Source organism: Streptosporangium sp. NPDC001559, from assembly GCF_042893955.1.
Classification (GTDB): Bacteria; Actinomycetota; Actinomycetes; order Streptosporangiales; family Streptosporangiaceae; genus Streptosporangium.
Genome location: NZ_JBIAVG010000003.1, coordinates 492,243 through 509,233, shown reverse-complemented (window position 1 = coordinate 509,233; position 16,991 = coordinate 492,243). Strand labels below are relative to the sequence as shown.

Below are 16,991 nucleotides of genomic sequence, written 5' to 3'. Positions count from 1 at the left end.
CGCCGCCCTATCGCCGGAGTGTGTTTGGCGGGTCGCGCCCTGTCATCCCCCGTCACCCTCGGGGGCCGCGGGAGCCGTACGGGCTCGGCGGACGGCGAGTCCGGCCGTCACCAGGCAGGCGGTCGCGCAGAGCGCGGCGGCCACGGCCGCCCCGCCGTTGAGGGCGATCCCGCGCCGGTCACGCCTGACCACCTGGACCGGCTCCGCCGCCGCGCCCATCGGCAGGGCGGGATCGTGGACGTCGTCCCCGTCCGCGGTCAGGGTGTGGCGGGAGATCCTGGCGGCCTCGGCCAGCGCGCGGGGGGCGTTGACCACGCCGAAGCCCATGCCGGTGTCGTAGCCTCCGCTGGGCCGCCTGGTCGCCCCCTTGGTCAGGGCCTGCGCGACCAGTGCGGGCGACATTTTCGGATATTTCGCTTTTATCAGGGCGGCGACTCCGGAGACCAACGCGGTCGCCTGTGAGGTTCCCCGGCCGATCCAGTATTCGTTGCCCGGCCCCGCGCCGAGGATGTCCACCCCGGGCGCCGCCACCAGGACCGAGGGGTTCCAGTTGGAGAAGGAGGCCCGGCGCAGCCTGCGGTCGGCCGCCGCGACCGAGACCACCCCGGGAAAGGCCGCCGGATAGGAGTAGGGGGCGTAGCCGGTCGCCTCCGGCCTGCCCGCCCCCTCGTTGCCCGCCGCGGCGACGAGCACGACCCCCCTGGAGATCGCGTAGCGGACCGCCGCCCGCTCCTCCCTGGTCGCCAGTTCCTTCGAGATCGACATGTTGATCACGTCTGCGCCGTGGTCGACGGCGTATCTGATGCCCTTGGCCACCACGTTCTCGAACCGCTCGGCGGTGTTGAAGGTGCGAAAGCCCGGTTCCTCGTCCTCCAGGATCACCCGCACGGACAGGATCCTCGCCTTGGGCGCGACGCCGATCACCCCGCTGCCCCCGCCGGGACCGTGCCCGTGCCCGGCGATGAGCGAGGCCATGTAGGTGCCGTGCAGTCGTGAAGGGGCCACCCCTCGTGGGTTGGCGCCCACGGTGAAGTCCCTGCCCTCGGTGACCGAACCCGCCAGGTCGCGATGGACGGGATCGACCCCCGAGTCCAGCACCGCGACCAGCACACCCGCCCCCTTGGAGACGCGCCAGGCGTCGGCCAGGTCCAGGGTCCGCAGCACCTGCCGCTGGTTGCCCCGCACCTCGTCGGCCCACCCGGCCGGTACGGCGGGCACCAGCCAGAGCCCGGTCAGCGCGAGCGCCAGGACCGCCCGCCGTACTCTCAGCACCGCCACCGTCCAGCAGACTCGGAGCCGCAGTCGGGGCGTTCCGGGGTCGCGAGCCCGGCGAGGATCCGGTCGGCGATGTCCCCGGTGAAGGCGAAGATCGTCGGCCGCTGCTCCCCAACGGCCTTGCCCGGCCTGCCGTCCACCTGGCCGACCGTGGTCATCACCACGTACGGCCCCGCCTGCCGTACCAGGCCGCTCTGCCTGCCTACGGCGGTGAAGCGGTCGGTGACCGTACCGGGGAAGCCGAGGGCCAGCAGGCCCGGGGAGGGACGGCCGGTCCTGGGCAGCGCGGCCTTGGCCCTCGCCGCCTCCCGCTCCCCCGCGAACGCCACGACGCCGACGGTGACGACGACCCCCTGGAGCGCGTCGATGTAGGTGGCACGCAGCACCCCCCGGCACCCCGTACGGCGCAGCGCCTCACGCAGCCCGGGGTCGACGGCCCGGTCGCAGCGGGTCTCCGGGGAGATGCCCACCCGGTGCGCCCGCTCCCTGCCGCCCTGTTCCGCGGCGTAGCCGACGGTCTCGGGGAAGATCCGCCCGGCGGGCCAGGCCAGCCAGCGGCCCGCGGTCTCGGCGGCGACCGCGCGGTCGAGCTCCGCCCTGGACGGACCCCTGGTCAGCTCGGTCACCGCGGCGCCCGCCGTGACCGCCGCCACGGCCGCGCAGGCCAGCGCCAGCGTGGACGCCGCGATCAGCGTCATCCACGCGCGCCTGCGCTGACCTGGGACTTCGTTCACATTCTCGACCTTAAACCGGCCTCTAGGGATCTCACCCGCTCTATCCCCAAATAACGGACGCCTCATGACAACGGATGTCCGTGACAACACCACGCCCCGCGGAGCGAGGCTCCGCGGGGCGTGAGGTACGGCCGTGACTAGTAGGTCGGCAGGCTGGGGTCCACGGACTTGATCCAGCTCAGCACGCCACCGCCGACGTGGACGGCGTCGGAGAAACCGGCGTTCTTGACGATCGCCAGCACCTCGGCCGAACGCGCGCCGGACTTGCAGTGCAGCACGATGCGCTTGTCCTGCGGGAGCCGCTCCAGCGCGGAGCCGTTGGTGAACTCACCCTTGGGGATGAGCACGGCGCCGGGAATGGAGACGATCTCGTACTCGTTCGGCTCGCGGACGTCGATCACGTAGATGTTCTCGTCCGCGTCCTGCATGGCCTTGAGGTCGGTCGCGGTGATCGTGGAACCGGAGGCCGCGTCCTGGGCCTCCTGGGAGACCGCGCCGCAGAACGCCTCGTAGTCGTCCAGGAGCTGGGTGACCGTCGGGTTCTTGCCGCAGAGCACGCACTCGGGGTCCTTGCGGACCTTGACCGAGCGGTAGGTCATCTCCAGGGCGTCGTAGATCATCAGGCGGCCGACCAGGGGCTCGCCGATACCCGCGAGGAGCTTGATGGCCTCGTTGACCTGGATGGAGCCGATCGAGGCGCACAGCACGCCGAGCACGCCGCCCTCGGCGCACGAGGGCACCATGCCGGGGGGCGGGGGCTCGGGGTAGAGGCAGCGGTAGCAGGGACCGTGCTCGGCCCAGAACACGCTGGCCTGTCCGTCGAAGCGGTAGATCGAGCCCCAGACGTACGGCTTGCCGAGCAGGACGGCCGCGTCGTTCACCATGTAGCGGGTGGCGAAGTTGTCGGTGCCGTCCACGATCAGGTCGTAGCCGGAGAAGATCTCCATGATGTTGTCGGTGGTCAGCGCCACGTTGTGAACGATCACGTCGATCAGGGGGTTGATCTCCCTGACGCTGGCCGCGGCGCTCTCGGCCTTCAGCCTGCCGATGTCGGACTGACCGTGGATGACCTGACGCTGGAGGTTGGACTCGTCGACGACGTCGAAGTCGACGACGCCGAGGGTGCCCACGCCCGCGGCGGCGAGGTACAGCAGAGTGGGAGATCCCAGGCCGCCCGCGCCCACACAGAGCACCTTGGCGTTCTTCAGGCGCTTCTGCCCTGCCATACCCACGTCGGGGATGATCAGATGGCGCGAGTAGCGACGCACCTCGTCGACGGTCAGCTCGGCTGCCGGCTCTACCAAGGGTGGCAACGACACAGTTCTACTCCCGTTTCAGGGGGTTTTGACGACACGGCTGGCACAGCACGCACCATTCACAACCTAACCGGATGCTCCTGTCATTCCCCAATCGGGACGGGTATGGAATCGGAGATGAGCCTGCGGGCCTCACGGGCGACCCTGCCGGGCACCTCCATCTGCGCCACGTGCCCGGCGTCGGGCAGCAGCACCAGCCTGACGTGTGGGAAGGCCCGGCCCGCGCGGACGGCCATGCGAGGGTGCACCAGCCGGTCGCGCCTGCCGTGGATGACCAGCGTGGGCGCGGCCACCAGGGCCGCCTGACGCCACAGGTTCTCCTCGCCCCGCCTGAAGTACTCGGCGACGATCCCCCTGGCGTAGCCCGTCAGGACACCCGCCGAGTACGGCAGGCCGTCCCTGCGCCGCAGTTCCTCGGCCGCCTCCTTCAGCCGGTCGGGGTGGAGCCTGCCGAAGTCGGCGTAGCACATGGACATCGTCATCGTGATCCTGCGCTCCGCGGGCAGCATGCGCATCCGGCCCACGGCCCACTCCCCGACCTTCGGCACGCTCGACAGGGCCACGCGTGCCGGGCCGTACCGGGGCAGCAGGTCGGGCAGTGCCGGGGAGATGAGGGTGAGCGAACGGACCAGGTCGGGCCTGGTCGCGGCGACGCGCACCGAGACCGCCCCGCCGAGGGAGTTGCCGAACAGGTGGACCGGGGTGCCGGAGACGCGCTCGATCAGCGCGACGACGGCCCTGGCGTGGGCGGCGACGGAGTAGTCGCCGCCGGGCGGCTCCGGCGAGTGCCCGGCGCCGGGCAGGTCCAGCGCGTATCCCCTGACCACGTCGGCCAACTCGCCCATCAGGTCGGTCCAGTTGGTCGCCGAACCCGCCAGGCCGTGCACGTAGACGGCGCTCTCCTCGGGCCCCGGCGGAGTCGAGCGCACGTGGACACGTCCGTCCCATCCGTTCTCCGCCAGGTCGACCAGCTCTCCGGGCCAGCTCGGAATCGGCTCGCTTCCCACGACTTCCCCCCTCGTTCGCCTTCCGTTTCGACGATAGCTCTCCGCCGTACAGCGTGGGCACAAAAGCGACATTAAAGACTTATCGCATCAAAACAATTAATAAGAGTCCAACGCCGTCAATAGAGAGATAAGGAGACAGTAAAAGCCACCGATCGCCGTTTGGTAGGCGAGATGCACGGAAATACAAGACTGCGAAGGATGACCGATTAACAGTCATCCGGGGCATTTTCTGGCCAGTGTGGAAAATGTCCAAAGAGTGGGGGCAACCGATCCTTTCAAGGGGGAAACGAAATGCCCAAGTTCAAGAGCATTCTCACGGGACTCGCGCTCAGCACCGCCCTGTCGGGCGGGGTCGTCGCGATGAGTGCCGCGACCTCGACCGCCGAGGCCTCTGTGGTTCCGGCCTTCCAGACCAGCGTCGGCTTCACCACCGGCGGCTGCGGCTGGGGCTGGGGCCGTCGCTGGGGCGGCTGGGGCCACCGCGGCTGGGGCTGCGGCTGGAGGCGTCACCACCACCGTAGGCTCGTCATCATCAACACCAACAACGTCGGCGCCGGCGGTGGCGGCGGCGGTGGCGGTGGCGCTGCCCGTAACTTCAACGACAACGACAACGAGCGGGGTCGCCGTGGTGGCCTCGAAGAGGCCGCGCGTTAGTCCGTAGCGGACCCACGGCGGCAGACCGTCAGTCCGGCGCGCCCGGCGTGAACGTGACACGAGGCCGAGTCACGTGACCGGGCGCGACCGGCGCCGGCGGCCGCCGCGAAACTCCCGCCCATGGCGAAGGGGTGCGGTGCCCGCGTTCTCCTCCGAATACGCGAGGAAAAGGACGCGGGCCCCCGGGAGTGAATCAATCGATTCGCCTTTCAGATAGACGCGAAGCACGGTTCTTCGTGGAGACCGGCGAGGGCCCCGGGGATTTCTCGAATCTCCGGGGTCCTCATCGCGCCCGCTTCTCGATTGGGCGTTCTCGTTTCCGTCGAGCGTTCTCACGTGAGGCTCACGCCGTACCCCGTGTCTCCTCCCCGGAGTCCCCGGACGCCGCGGGGCGCCTCCGCCCGCCTTCCCCGGGGGCGGGACGCCTCCGCTTGGCGGCCTCGACGCTGGCCCGCAGCGCGGCCATCAGGTCGGCCGTCGGGCCCGGCTCCGGCGGCGGGCCCACGGAGACGACCTCCCTGCCCGCGACCTTCGCCTCGATGACCTCCTGCAGAGCCCTGCGGTAGGCGTCGTGGTGGCGCGAGGGATCGAAGTCGGCCGTCATGCTCTCGACCAGCGACTCGGCCATCCGCAGCTCCTGCGGCCTGACCTCGGGCTCCTCCTCCAGGAAGGCGAAGTCGGCCGGGCGCACCTCGTCGGGCCAGAGCATGGTCTCCAGCACCAGGACCCCCTCCCTGACCCGCAGCGTCGCGAGCGACTCACGCTGCCGCAGCGCGACCTTCGCGATCCCCACCCGCCCCGAACGCCCCAGCGCCTCCCGCAACAGGACGTACGGCCCGGCGGCCCCCTCGTCCGGCTCCAGGTAGTAGGCCCTGCCGAGCAGGACCGGGTCGATCTGCTCCGCCGGGGTGAACTGCAGGACCTCGATCCGGTGCGCCGTGGACAACGGCAGGTCCTCGAAGTCCTCCCCCTCAAGCACGACCACCTCACCGGTCGGCAGTTCGTAGCCCCTGGCCACCTCGGAGTAGGGGACCTCCTGCTCGCAGGCCGAGCAGAACCTGCGGAGCCTGATCCGGCCCGCGTCCTCCCGGTGCACCAGGTTGAAGGTGACGTTCCGCTGCTCGGTCGCGGCGTACATCCTGACCGGGATCGTCACCAGACCGAACGAGACCGCGCCGTTCCAGATGCTCCGCATGGCGTCTCCCTGGATAGGGGCTTTCCCCAAGTCTCGCACGCGTGTTCGGAGACGTCTCCGGACGAGGGCGGGGACATCCAAGGCCGTACGCTGACGATGTCCGGCCATGTCCGGTATTCCCCAGAGAACGGGGAAGGTGTCCACCGAGGAATCCGGAGAGCCAGGGAGAGCAACGGGAGGGCAGATGTCAGAGATGGACGTTCACGGCGAAGGCGCGGAGAACGAGCCGCAGGAGCCTTTCAGCGAGGAACTCGACATCGAGGCGCCCGAGGCGGACGCCGTGGAACAGCAGCGTCCGGCACGTGAGGAGGGCTCCCCGACCTGGCCCGACCACATCCCCCAGGAGGCCGACACGGCGGACACCACGGAGCAGAGCCGTGCTGTTGATCTTGATGAGGACGATTATCGCTGACGTGGATTACCCGCGCGTAGGATGAGCGAGACAGCATGAGACCCCGCGAGGAGACCGCCGTGACGACTACCCCGGACGCCAAGCCCCGGGGCACCCGGCTGCCCCGGCTGGCCCGCCGCCGCCAGTTGCTGAACGCGGCCCAGGAGGTCTTCGTCGAGAACGGCTACCACGCGGCGGCGATGGACGAGATCGCCGAGCGCGCCGGGGTGAGCAAACCGGTCCTCTACCAGCACTTCCCCGGCAAGCAGGAGCTCTATCTGGCCCTGCTCGACCTGCACGTCGACGACATGATCGCCCGTTGCCGCGACGCCCTGGCCTCCACCACGGACAACAAGCAGCGCGTCCAGGCCGCGATCGGCGCCTTCTTCGACTTCGTCTCCGGCCAGGGTGAGGCCTTCCGGCTGGTCTTCGAGTCCGACCTGCGCAACATCGCCCCCGTCCGCCAGCGCATGGAGCGCAACCTCCGCGAGAGCGCCGAGATGATCAGCCAGGTCATCCAGGAGGACACCGGCTGCTCAAGCGACGAGGCCCGTCTGCTCGGCGTCGGCCTGGTCGGCATGGCCGAGGTCAGCGCGCGCTACTGGATCAGCAGCACCGGCTCCATCCCGAAGGACGCCGCGACCCAGCTCATCGCCCGCCTGGCCTGGCGCGGCATCTCCGGCTTCCCAAGGACCGCCGACCACTGATCCGGCTGTTCGCTTGACGCGATCAGCCCGCATGTCGTGCCTCCGATGGGGCGACCATGGGACGAGCAACCCTCGTCGAAAGGGAGCAACATGGAAATCAAGATCGGCGTGCGCTCGGTGCACCGCGAACTCGTGGTCGAGACGGACCTGACGGCCGAGCAGGTCGAGGAGGAGCTCGGCAAGGCGCTCGCCGCCGACCGTGGGATCTTCTCCCTCACCGACAGCAAAGGCCGCAGGGTCCTCGTCCCCATCACCTCACTCGGTTTCGTCGAGATCGGCGAGGAGGAGGCACGCCCCGTCGGCTTCGGCGGCACTCTCTGACAGACCCGGTGCGGCTCGCGCCAGGCCGTGACGCCGGTCGTGGAACCGGCGCACCGATCCTGGCGCGACCCGTCACCGAATCCTGGGCGATTCCGGCGCCGGCGGAGACGGAGAATCCCGCACCGGCGTCGGCGGACGCCTCAGTGCGGTCTCAGCACTCCCCGGGGCACTCTCCCCTCTCTCCGAGTCCGCACCCGCGCGGACGGCGGGCCCTTCTTGCGGAATGGCCCTCCGAAGGGGCCGCCGGACAGTCGGCGCCTCCCCTTCGCAGCACCGGACGTGACGTCCAGGGGTTCGGTCCACATCTCGTTAGGAAACTGCCATAGCGGCGCGAGGCCCTCATGTCTCGCACGGTACAACCGTTTGGCGCCTCGACGCGTGGTCTCGCCGGGCGCCTTTCCTCCTTCACCCCACATCTGGCCCGGCGTTCCGCCCGATGGCGCTTTCGCCCGGCGCCGCCCCCGACGCCGGGAGGCGCTCAGGGGCCGGGGGTCAGGCCGAGGGCGGCCATCCGCCCGCCGTGCGCCTCGGTCAGCCTGCCGAACATCCGGGTGATGTCCTCCCCGGCCGCCTCGACCAGCAACGCCGCCAGCTCAGGACGCGCGGCCACCACGTGCTGTCCCTGGCTCAGGGCCTCACCGACCAACCGCCTGGCCCACAGGGCGAGCCGCCCCGCCTGCCTGTGGTCCTGCCTGATCGCCGCGCCGACACGATCAACCGCGAACTGGGAACGGCCCTCGTCGACGAGCACCTCCTCGACCAGCTCCCGCGTCTTGTCGTCGACGTGGGCGGCGGCCTCCCGGTAGAAGTCGAGCGCGATCCCCGTGCCGACATAGGCCTTGACCAGTGCCTCAAGCCAGTCGGAGGGCGTGGTCTGGGCATGCCAGTCGTCCAAGGGCCGCACGAAGGGCTCCATCGCCTCCTCCGGATCCACCCCGAGCGAGGCTATCCGGTCACGCAGAAGACGGAAATGGGCGTACTCGGTCGCGGCGAGGTCGCTGAGGGCGGCCCGGTCGGTCAGTGTCGGGGCGTGTCTCGCGGCGTCTTCTGCGAGCCTGAGGAACGCGGTCAACTCGGCGTAGGCGAGCACTCCGAGCAGGTCGGGGACGCCAGGAGGGGAATCACTCATGCAGGAAGCCTATGAGTTGCGGCGCCTGCCCTTTCAGCTGGAATACGAAGAAATCGGCTGCACGTTGTGGTATCGAGTACACTACTGTGTGAAAGTGCGACCGCCCTGTGTTAATCCAGGAGACCTGCTCCTGGACGCCCCCAAGTCGGCATGACGCCGCAGCGGTCGCTGATGACATTGAGAGGGCTAGCCCTTCCGCGAGGACACGGCACGGGGAACCTTTACGCCCGTGGTCCCGGCAGGACTGCCTTCAACGGAGATTAGGCAGGCCAAGCTGACGACGTTCCGAGACCTCGGAGTCACACCAGAGATCGCTGACGCCCTTGAGACCGAGGGCATCACCGCACCGTTCCCGATCCAGGAAATGGCCCTTCCCCTGGCACTGACCGGCCAGGACATCATCGGCCAGGCCCGCACGGGTACCGGCAAGACCTACGCCTTCGGCGTGGCGATGCTGCAGCGTGTCGGCAAGCCGAGGAAGAATCGCAAGAAGCCGCGCGGGCTGATCGTCGTGCCCACCCGTGAGCTGGCCATCCAGGTCACCGAAGACCTGGTCACGGCCGCGGGCAAGCTCGGCTCCCGCATCCTCACCGTGTACGGCGGGCGCGCCTACGAGCCCCAGATCGAGGCGCTCAAGCAGGGCGTCGACGTGATCGTCGGCACCCCGGGCCGCCTGCTCGACCTGGTCAAGCAGAAGCACCTCGACCTCGGTCAGATCGACGCGCTCGTCCTCGACGAGGCCGACCGCATGCTCGACCTGGGCTTCCTGCCCGACATCGAGCGCATCATCAAGCTCGTCCCGGCCAAGCGGCAGACGATGCTGTTCTCCGCGACACTGCCCGGCGAGATCGTCGCGCTGTCACGGCGCTACCTCAACCGCCCGACGCACGTGCGCGCGGAGAACAACGACGCCGAGGCCGAGGCGACGCCGCAGACCACCCAGTTCGTCTGGCGCGTGCACCGGATGGACAAGATCGAGATCCTGGGCCGCCTGCTCCAGTGCGAGGGCCGGGGTCTCACGATGATCTTCTGTGAGACCAAGCGCGCCTGCGACATGGTCGTCGAACAGCTCAAGGAGCGTGGATTCGCCGCGGCGGCCGTACACGGCGACCTGGGCCAGAGCCAGCGCGAGCAGGCGCTGCGCGCCTTCAGGAACGGCAAGATCGACGTCCTGGTCGCGACCGACGTCGCGGCGCGGGGCATCGACGTCGACGACGTCACCCACGTCGTCAACTACGACTGCCCGCAGGACGAGAAGGCCTACGTGCACCGCATCGGCCGTACCGGCCGGGCGGGTAAGACCGGCGTCGCGGTGACCTTCGTCGAGTGGGAGGACCTCACCCGCTGGAAGGTCATCAACAACGCGCTCTCGCTCGACTTCGCCGAGCCCGTCGAGACCTACTCGACCTCACCGCACATCTTCACCGAGCTGGGCATCCCCGAGGGCACCAAGGGTGTGCTGCCGCACGCCAACCGCTCCAGGGCGGGCCTGGCCGCGGAAGAGGTCGAAGATCTCGGAGAGACGGGCCGGACCCGCTCACGCGGCCGCAGGGGCCGTGAGGAGGAGCGGGAGGAGCGCCGTGAGCGCCCCGCCCGCACCAGGGAGAGGCGCCGCACCCGCGGTGGCCGTACCGGCGCGGAGGCGGCCGAGTCCGCGGGGACCCAGGAGTCCCGGCCGGCCGTCGCCGAGGCACAGCACGAGGAGTCCGGGCGCCGCCGCTCGCGGGGGGACCGTGTCTCCGAGGAGACCCAGGCGCCGCTCGCGGCGCGGACGGTCGAGAGCCCGATCGTCGAACCCGCCGAGCTGGAGGTGGACGTGGATGTGACGCCCCGCAAGGACATCCGTGACGACCGGCCCGCCGAGACCGCGTCCCGCAGGGGCCGCAACCGGAGGGCAGGCCTGAACCCCGAGGTGAGTCTCACCGACGAGGGTCCCGGTGGGGAGGCCGCCGAGGCTCCGCTGTGGGAGGACGAGCAGGACTGGGAGGACGAGGCGCCCGCGCCGCGCCCCCAGCCGGAGAAGATCATCCCGCCCAGCCCGTTCGCGGTGATCTTCCAGTCGCCCGACCTGGCCACCGACGACGACGAGATCGCGCCGTCCGCCGCCTCCGAGCGGGCGCAGAGCCGCCGCCGTCCGCAGGTCAGGGGCCAGCAGCGGGGTCCCCGCCGCCAGGGCTAGCCGTACCGGTGTGACGAGGGGCGCGACCGCGAGGTGGCGCCCCTTGCCACATCCCGGCACGTCCGGTCTCGGGGCGCGGAGACATGTCACCAAGAGAGGTATCGTGGGGCCACGTGAGTACGCCGCGTTTTCTGACCCTGCCTCCAGGCGTCCGTGCCCGCCGGCTGGAGACGGCGGCCGGCACGTTCGCCGCGCTGGAGGCGTTGCCGGTCAGCGGCATCGCCGAACGCATGCCCGCCCTGCTGGTTCCCGGTCTCACCGGCAGCAAGGAGGACTTCCTCGCGGTTCTTCAGACGCTCGCCCAGTCGGGCCGTCAGGTCGTCGCGATCGACATGCGGGGGCAGTTCGAGACGGGCGGCCCCGACGACCCGTCGGCCTACACGTGCGCGGCGTTGGGCAACGACGTCGACGCGCTGGCGCAGCTGATCGGCAGGGGTGAGCCCGTCCACCTGGTCGGGCACTCCTTCGGCGGCCTGGTCACCCGGGAGGCGGTCATCGACGGCCGCACCAAGTTCGCCTCCTACACGATGATGAGCACCGGCCCCGACGCGATCGTCGGCCCCAGAGAGCGGGTGGGCCGGGAGATGCTGACCAGGGCCCCCGAGGTGGGGCTCGAACGGATGTGGGACACCCACCTTGAGCCGGAGGCCCTGTCCGCCGGGGTGCCCGACGAGATCGTGGCGTTCCTGCGCAAGCGTTTCTTCGCCAACTCCCCGGTCGGGATGTCCGTGATGACCAAGGAGATCCTCGCGGCCCGTGACCGCTGTGACGAGCTCAACCAGGTGGACGTGGCGACCCTGGTGCTGTTCGGCGAGCACGACGACGGCTGGCCGCCGATGGCGCAGTCGGAGATGGCCGACCGGCTGAACGCCGACTGCGTCGTCGTGCCCGGCGCGGCCCACTCTCCCGCGGTCGAGGCCCCGGAGACGACGGCGGCGGCGCTCATCCGCTTCTGGACCGCCGCCGAGGCGAACCTGCGCAGCTGAACCGCGTTCCTCAGGGGTTCGGACCGACCGCCTGACGGGGCGGGGTGAGCCGTTCCGGCCGCCGGTAGACCAGTTCCCCGTCCCCCGCCGACTCGACCAGCTCGGTGATCAGGTGGTGGTCGGGTGAGAGCCCGCACGCCGGGTCCGTACGGCTCGCGTCCCCGGTGAGCGCGTAGGCCTGGCAGCGGCAGCCGCCGAAGTCCACCTCCTTGCGCGGGCAGCCGGCGCACGGCCCGCTCATCCACTCCGTGCCCCGGTAGGCCTCGAAGGCCGCGGAACGCCGCCAGATCCACTCAAGGGAGTGATCCCTGACGTTGGGGAACTTCAGCGGCAGGTCGTAGGAGGCCGGGCAGGGCAGCACCGAGCCGTCGGGGCCGACGGTCAGCGAGATCGCCCCCCAGCCGCCCATACAGGGCTTGGGCACCCCGTCGAAGTAGTCGGGGACGACCCAGATCAGTTCGACGCCCTCGACCCGTTCGCGCAGCCGTTCCACGGTCTCCTTGGCCCGGGTGAGCTGCTCGCGCGTGGGCAGCAGCGCGCGCCGGTTGCGCAGCGCCCAGCCGTAGAACTGGGTGTTGGCCAGCTCGACCCGCTCGGCGCCCCAGGAGGCGGCCAGCTCGACGATGCCCTCGATGGAGTCGAGGTTGCGCCGGTGGAGGACGACGTTGAGCCCGAGCGGGAGCCCCGTCTCCCGCACCAGGGCCGCCGCGCGCTCCTTCGCGGCGAAGGAGCGGGTCCCGGCGATGAGGTCGGAGGCTGCGGCCGTCGAGTCCTGCACCGAGAGCTGGACGCTGTGCAGCCCCGCCTCGACCAGCCGGGCGAGCCGGTCCTCGTCGAGCCCGACACCGCTGGTCACCAGCTGGGTGTAGACGCCGTTGCGCGCGGCGGCGGCGGTGATCTCCTCAAGGTCGGCGCGCAGCAGCGGCTCGCCGCCGGACAGGTGCGCGTGGACCACCCCGAGCGCGGCGGCCTCCTCGAAGACCCGCACCCAGTCGGCGGTGGCCAGCTCCCGGGAACGCGGGATGAGCCCGACCGGGTTGGAACAGTAGGGGCAGTGCAGCGGGCAGCCGTGGGTGAGCTCGGCCAGCATGGCCCACGGCGGCGCGGGCCCGTCGCCCGTCTCACTCATCGCACCCACCCCTCCGTGCGCACCCGGCTGAGGAACTCGGTGACGTCGTCGGCCACCGGCGCCCCGGGGAAGTCCGCGCTCAGCCTCTCGACGATCTCCGCCACGGTCCTGACCCCGTCGCACAGCCGCAGTACGGCGACCGCCCCGCCCTCAAGCAGCACGATCCGCTCCGGCATGACCAGCAGGTCGGCCCGCCGTACGGCGTCGTGCCGCAGGATGATCCCGGAACCGAGGCGGGGCCGCCAGTCGGCCTGAGGCACGGTCTCCGCCCCCGGAGTGGGGGCCTCGGCGGCCGTCACGCCTGGTCCACCGCGTCGAGCAGCGCCCACAGCACGTCGCACTTGCGGGAGAGCGCGGCCACGGCCCGTTCCTGCTCGGCCCGTCCCCTGGCCCAGTCCAGGACCATTTCGAGGGCCTCCCCGCTGTCCTGCCGTCCCTGGCTGATCCTGCCCCTGAAGTACTGCAGGCCCTCGGAGTCGATCCAGGTGTAGTGCCGCTCGAAGGCCTCGATCCTGGTCCGCATGATGTCGGGGGCGAACAGCTCGGTCAGCGACGCGGCGACGGCCTCAAGCGGCGTCCCCAGCCTGCACAGGTTCACGTACGCCTCGACGGCGAACCGCACGCCGGGCAGGATGCCCTCCCCGGACAGCAGGTCCTTGCGGTCCAGGCCCGCGGCCTCTCCCAGGCGCAGCCAGCGCTCGATGCCGCCCTCGCCCGCGCGCCTTCCGTCGTGGTCCTGGATGCGGCGGATCCACATGCGACGCAGTTCCGGCGCCTCCAGCTTGGCGAGGATGAGCGCGTCCTTGATCGGAATGTGCCGCTGGTAGTGGAAGCGGTTGAGAATCCACCGGCGGATCTCCTCCGGCGACAGCTCCCCGGCGTGCATGCGCACGTTGAAGGGGTGGCGGTTGTGGTATCGCGCCTCGGGCACGGCCCGCAGACGGGCCTCGAACTCGGCGGGGGTCCAGGATTCGGCGTTCACAGCTCGATCACCATTCCGTCGGCGGCCACCTCGACGCCCAGTTCGGCCAGCCTCTTGTGCTGGGGTGCGTCCGGATCGACGAGGGGGTTGGTGTTGTTCAGATGCGTGTACAGGCACCGGCCGGGCAGCCGGGACAGTCGCTCCGCCGTCGCCTCGACGGGCAGGTGGCCCATCTCGGTCGCGGTGCGCGAGGAGATCCCGGTACGGCGGGGCTCCTCGTCGTCCCAGAAGGTGCCGTCGACGATCACACAGTCGGCCTCGGCCATCGCCGCCTCAAGCTCGGGTGACCAGACGCCGAAGGCCGGGGCGTACAGGCACGTCCCGCCGGTCGCCCGGTCGGTGAAGCGCAGCGCGGCCACCCAGTCGGAAGCCGCCGCCTCGTCGGAGGCGTAGCGGGGACGTTTCCCGGAAACCGGGACCGCCTGGACACCGACGCCCTCGGCGAGCGCTACCTCGCCGTCCGCCGCCAGGTCACGCCAGCGCAGGTCGGCGTACGGGGAGAGCACCTCGGACAGCCTCAGCCCGCGGGTGAGCGCCTGCTGGACCGTGGGGGTGGCGACGATCTCCAGTTCGTCGGCCTCGCGCAGCCGGAACAGCCCCAGTGTGTGGTCGAGTTCGGCGTCGGTGAGGACCACGCGCATGACGCGTGTCCGCTCCGTGGGCGTACCGCCGGAACGCAGTGTCTCGACGTGCTCGGCGATGTCGGGGGTCGCGTTGACGATGTGGTCCTCGACGGCCAGCGACGCGTGGGTGCGCCGCCAGGCCGGGTTGGTGCGTGCCCCGGTGCACCCGGGGCACGCACAGTTCCACTGGGGGACGCCACCGCCTGCGGCGGTTCCCAGAATTCGCAGTCGCATGGCGTGAACCCCCGTCCGGTTACCTGGTGGCCAGGAAGTACGCCGTCATCTCCATCGACGCCTCGACGACCTGGTAACCGGGCTTGTGCCAGGTGGCCTTCTCGCCTTGGCGCTCCGTGGTCTCGACCATGAGAGTGCACCGCCTTCCATGTGACGCGTGGGTTTTGGGTCACAACCGTTATGACCCGATATCAGTGCTTTCGTCAATGGTTGGCGGCAATTACGTCGGACCTATTTTCTGTTATTGGCCCCAAATATAATAATCTACCACTTTTGATACATATTTCATCGGATCAATCCGGGGCACAACACGACAGAAGCCCCGAGATACTCATGCACTGAACGCCAAATTCCGGACACCCGCGCCCCAGTCATCGCCCGCCCCCGGAACCTCGCCTCAGGGGACGCTCAGGCATGCCGTTAGAGGCCCCTCCTGGGGCCTGCGGGGGCGCGTTGAGAGTGCCTCAGTCGTCGCCGAGGCCGTCCCACGGCTGACGGCCGTCGGCGGCCTGCCGGCCCTCCGGGCAGTGCGCGCGGAAATCACACCAGGAGCAGAGCGGACCCGTCCTGGGCGGGAAAACCTCGTCGATCCGAGGTGGTACGGCGGGCGGCGTGCGCCCCGCGGCGGCCGTACGGGAACCCCGGGGGGCCTCGCCCGCCCAGGCCCGGTAGGCCTCGTCCGCCTCCGACGCCTCGACCGCGATCGCCTCGGCACGCCCGATGTGCCGGGCCAGGGACTCCTCGGAGTGCTCCCACTCCACGATCGAGCCCGTCGGCAGGTGGTGCAGCTCCACCCGGTGGCAGGGACGGCGCATCATCCGGGAGGAGGCGACGGCGTAGACGGCCAGCGCCAGCGAGGAACGCGCGTCGTCCTCGGTCAGCGGGCGACGGCCCGTCTTGTAGTCCACGACGACCAGTTCGTCACCGCGCCGGTCGAGCCGGTCGACCCGCCCTGAGACGGCGATGACGGACGTCCTGGTGGCGACCGTACGCTCGACCCCGACCGGCTCGTCGGCGGGGTCCAGCGAGGCGGCGTAGCCCATGACCATCTCACGGGCCCGCGCACGCCACGCCGCCGACTGGGCGGCGTCGCGGAACCCCTCGCCGATCCAGCCGTTGTTCAGCAGGACACCCGCCATCACGGGCGTGCGCCGCTCGTACGGCTCCCGCCACCACCCGGCCAGCGCGTTGTGCACGCTGACGCCGACGCTGTTGTGCGCCCACGGCGGACCCTTCTGCGGCGCGGGCCGGTCCAGGTAGGTGAACCGGTAACGCCTCGGGCAGTCCAGCCAGGTGTTCAACCGCGACGGCGTGCACGAGTACAGCCGCCGCGGCATGCCCTCCAGGGGCAGCTGGTCCATGAAAGGACTACTCGTCGTTCAGGTTGATCCGGATGCCCGCGGCCCTGGTGCCGTCGGTGAGCGGCCCTTCCTTCTCCTCGACCGTGCCGCGGGTCAGCGAACCGGAGAGCCAGGCGTCGAACTGCGGCTCCAGGTCACCGATCTTGGACTCCTCGCCGTGCGCGGGCAGCACCCGGGTGCGGTGCGGCAGCGTGAACAACCTGCCGCCGATCGCGGTGAGCTGGTCGGCCAGCGCGGGATACTCCCCGCCGATCTTGCCGGGGCCGTCGGCCTGCAGCGTCTTGCCGCTGAAGACCACGTCGAGCGCCTCGCAGTACAGCGAGACCCCACCCTGCGAGACACCGGGCGTCGAGAGGACCTCAAGCTGGACGCCCGCGACGCCGAACAGTCCCTCGTCCTCCATCTCGATGTCCGGCCACGTCTCCGACCAGGTCAGCCGCCACAGCGGCCGGTCCTTCGGGTGGAGCGCGACCACGGCCTCGTCACGGGCCGCCACCTCGATGGCCGCACCCACGTGGTCGGGCAGACCATGAGTGCAGACGACCGCCAGCACCTCCCGCTCGCCGACCTTCTCCAGGATCGCCTCCGCGTCACGCGCGGGGTCGATGACGATGACCTCCTCATCGTCACCCACGATCCAGGTGTTGTTCTCGACCTTGTGCTCGACGCCGTCGACATCGACGACACCCTCGGTCACCACTCGCTCGATACGCGCTGTCACGCTTCCGCACTTTACTCTGTTTCTTTGCGACGCCTTCGGCGTCGCGG

18 protein-coding genes are annotated in these 16,991 nt (G+C 70.3%); 6 read left to right on the top strand and 12 right to left on the bottom strand.

Features of this window, described 5'->3' with window-relative positions; genetic code table 11:
• Positions 1–42: 42 nt before the first annotated feature.
• The 4 genes from ACFYY8_RS09450 to ACFYY8_RS09435 all read right to left on the bottom strand — a co-directional run bounded on the left by ACFYY8_RS09450 (position 43) and on the right by ACFYY8_RS09435 (position 4,332).
• A complete protein-coding gene (locus ACFYY8_RS09450; protein ID WP_390038876.1) occupies positions 43–1,278 on the bottom strand; it encodes a S8 family serine peptidase in 1,236 nt (411 codons plus the stop codon).
• Positions 1,266–2,009: a hypothetical protein gene (locus tag ACFYY8_RS09445; RefSeq protein WP_390038874.1), complete on the bottom strand. Its 744-nt coding sequence runs from the start codon at positions 2,007–2,009 to the stop codon at positions 1,266–1,268. The genes ACFYY8_RS09450 and ACFYY8_RS09445 overlap by 13 nt, the downstream gene beginning before the upstream one ends.
• Positions 2,010–2,146: 137 nt before the next feature.
• A complete protein-coding gene (gene moeZ, locus ACFYY8_RS09440) occupies positions 2,147–3,328 on the bottom strand; it encodes an adenylyltransferase/sulfurtransferase MoeZ (protein WP_352016256.1) in 1,182 nt (393 codons plus the stop codon).
• An 80-nt stretch (positions 3,329–3,408) separates the two neighbouring features.
• Positions 3,409–4,332, bottom strand: a complete 924-nt coding sequence (locus ACFYY8_RS09435) for an alpha/beta fold hydrolase (protein ID WP_390038872.1) — start codon at positions 4,330–4,332, stop codon at positions 3,409–3,411.
• Between the two features lie 291 nt (positions 4,333–4,623).
• Between ACFYY8_RS09435 and ACFYY8_RS09430 the strand changes: the two genes are divergently transcribed.
• The gene (locus ACFYY8_RS09430) at positions 4,624–4,986 is read left to right on the top strand and encodes a hypothetical protein (protein WP_390038870.1); all 363 of its coding nucleotides are present in this window, start codon (positions 4,624–4,626) and stop codon (positions 4,984–4,986) included.
• Between the two features lie 343 nt (positions 4,987–5,329).
• Here ACFYY8_RS09430 and ACFYY8_RS09425 read toward each other — a convergent pair whose 3' ends face one another.
• Entirely contained in the window at positions 5,330–6,181 is an 852-nt protein-coding gene (locus ACFYY8_RS09425; RefSeq protein ID WP_390038868.1) for a Ku protein, read from the bottom strand.
• A 184-nt stretch (positions 6,182–6,365) separates the two neighbouring features.
• On the opposite strand from ACFYY8_RS09425, the gene ACFYY8_RS09420 reads away from it, so the two are divergent.
• The 3 genes from ACFYY8_RS09420 to ACFYY8_RS09410 all read left to right on the top strand — a co-directional run bounded on the left by ACFYY8_RS09420 (position 6,366) and on the right by ACFYY8_RS09410 (position 7,600).
• Entirely contained in the window at positions 6,366–6,593 is a 228-nt protein-coding gene (locus tag ACFYY8_RS09420; protein WP_390038866.1) for a hypothetical protein, read from the top strand.
• Positions 6,594–6,652: 59 nt separating this feature from the next.
• Entirely contained in the window at positions 6,653–7,279 is a 627-nt protein-coding gene (locus ACFYY8_RS09415; protein WP_352016261.1) for a TetR/AcrR family transcriptional regulator, read from the top strand.
• Between the two features lie 90 nt (positions 7,280–7,369).
• Entirely contained in the window at positions 7,370–7,600 is a 231-nt protein-coding gene (locus ACFYY8_RS09410) for a DUF3107 domain-containing protein (RefSeq protein ID WP_184718831.1), read from the top strand.
• 478 nt (positions 7,601–8,078) lie between these two features.
• Here the strand turns inward: ACFYY8_RS09410 and ACFYY8_RS09405 are convergent, their stop codons facing one another.
• Positions 8,079–8,729, bottom strand: coding sequence for a ferritin-like fold-containing protein (locus tag ACFYY8_RS09405; protein WP_362914266.1), 651 nt, complete (start codon positions 8,727–8,729; stop codon positions 8,079–8,081).
• Positions 8,730–9,093: 364 nt separating this feature from the next.
• Between ACFYY8_RS09405 and ACFYY8_RS09400 the strand changes: the two genes are divergently transcribed.
• Both ACFYY8_RS09400 and ACFYY8_RS09395 read left to right on the top strand, forming a co-directional pair.
• On the top strand, positions 9,094–10,908 hold the full coding sequence (locus ACFYY8_RS09400; protein ID WP_390038864.1) for a DEAD/DEAH box helicase: 1,815 nt from the start codon (positions 9,094–9,096) through the stop codon (positions 10,906–10,908).
• Between the two features lie 113 nt (positions 10,909–11,021).
• Complete coding sequence (locus ACFYY8_RS09395) at positions 11,022–11,894, top strand: alpha/beta fold hydrolase (protein ID WP_390038862.1); 873 nt, start codon at positions 11,022–11,024, stop codon at positions 11,892–11,894.
• Between the two features lie 10 nt (positions 11,895–11,904).
• Here ACFYY8_RS09395 and pqqE read toward each other — a convergent pair whose 3' ends face one another.
• The 6 genes from pqqE to ACFYY8_RS09365 all read right to left on the bottom strand — a co-directional run bounded on the left by pqqE (position 11,905) and on the right by ACFYY8_RS09365 (position 16,944).
• Positions 11,905–13,023 (bottom strand): pyrroloquinoline quinone biosynthesis protein PqqE, encoded by a 1,119-nt coding sequence (pqqE, locus tag ACFYY8_RS09390; RefSeq protein ID WP_390038860.1) that lies wholly within the window; start codon positions 13,021–13,023, stop codon positions 11,905–11,907.
• Positions 13,020–13,322, bottom strand: coding sequence for a pyrroloquinoline quinone biosynthesis peptide chaperone PqqD (gene pqqD, locus ACFYY8_RS09385; protein ID WP_390038858.1), 303 nt, complete (start codon positions 13,320–13,322; stop codon positions 13,020–13,022). Before pqqD ends, pqqE begins: the two co-directional genes overlap by 4 nt.
• The gene (gene pqqC, locus ACFYY8_RS09380) at positions 13,319–14,005 is read right to left on the bottom strand and encodes a pyrroloquinoline-quinone synthase PqqC (RefSeq protein ID WP_390038856.1); all 687 of its coding nucleotides are present in this window, start codon (positions 14,003–14,005) and stop codon (positions 13,319–13,321) included. Before pqqC ends, pqqD begins: the two co-directional genes overlap by 4 nt.
• Complete coding sequence (gene pqqB, locus ACFYY8_RS09375) at positions 14,002–14,862, bottom strand: pyrroloquinoline quinone biosynthesis protein PqqB (RefSeq protein ID WP_390038854.1); 861 nt, start codon at positions 14,860–14,862, stop codon at positions 14,002–14,004. Before pqqB ends, pqqC begins: the two co-directional genes overlap by 4 nt.
• 464 nt (positions 14,863–15,326) lie before the next feature.
• Positions 15,327–16,223 carry a RecB family exonuclease gene (locus ACFYY8_RS09370; RefSeq protein WP_390038852.1) on the bottom strand — a complete coding sequence of 299 codons (897 nt, stop codon included), beginning with the start codon at positions 16,221–16,223 and terminating at the stop codon, positions 15,327–15,329.
• 7 nt (positions 16,224–16,230) lie between these two features.
• Positions 16,231–16,944, bottom strand: coding sequence for an MBL fold metallo-hydrolase (locus tag ACFYY8_RS09365; RefSeq protein WP_390038850.1), 714 nt, complete (start codon positions 16,942–16,944; stop codon positions 16,231–16,233).
• Positions 16,945–16,991 lie beyond the last annotated feature (47 nt).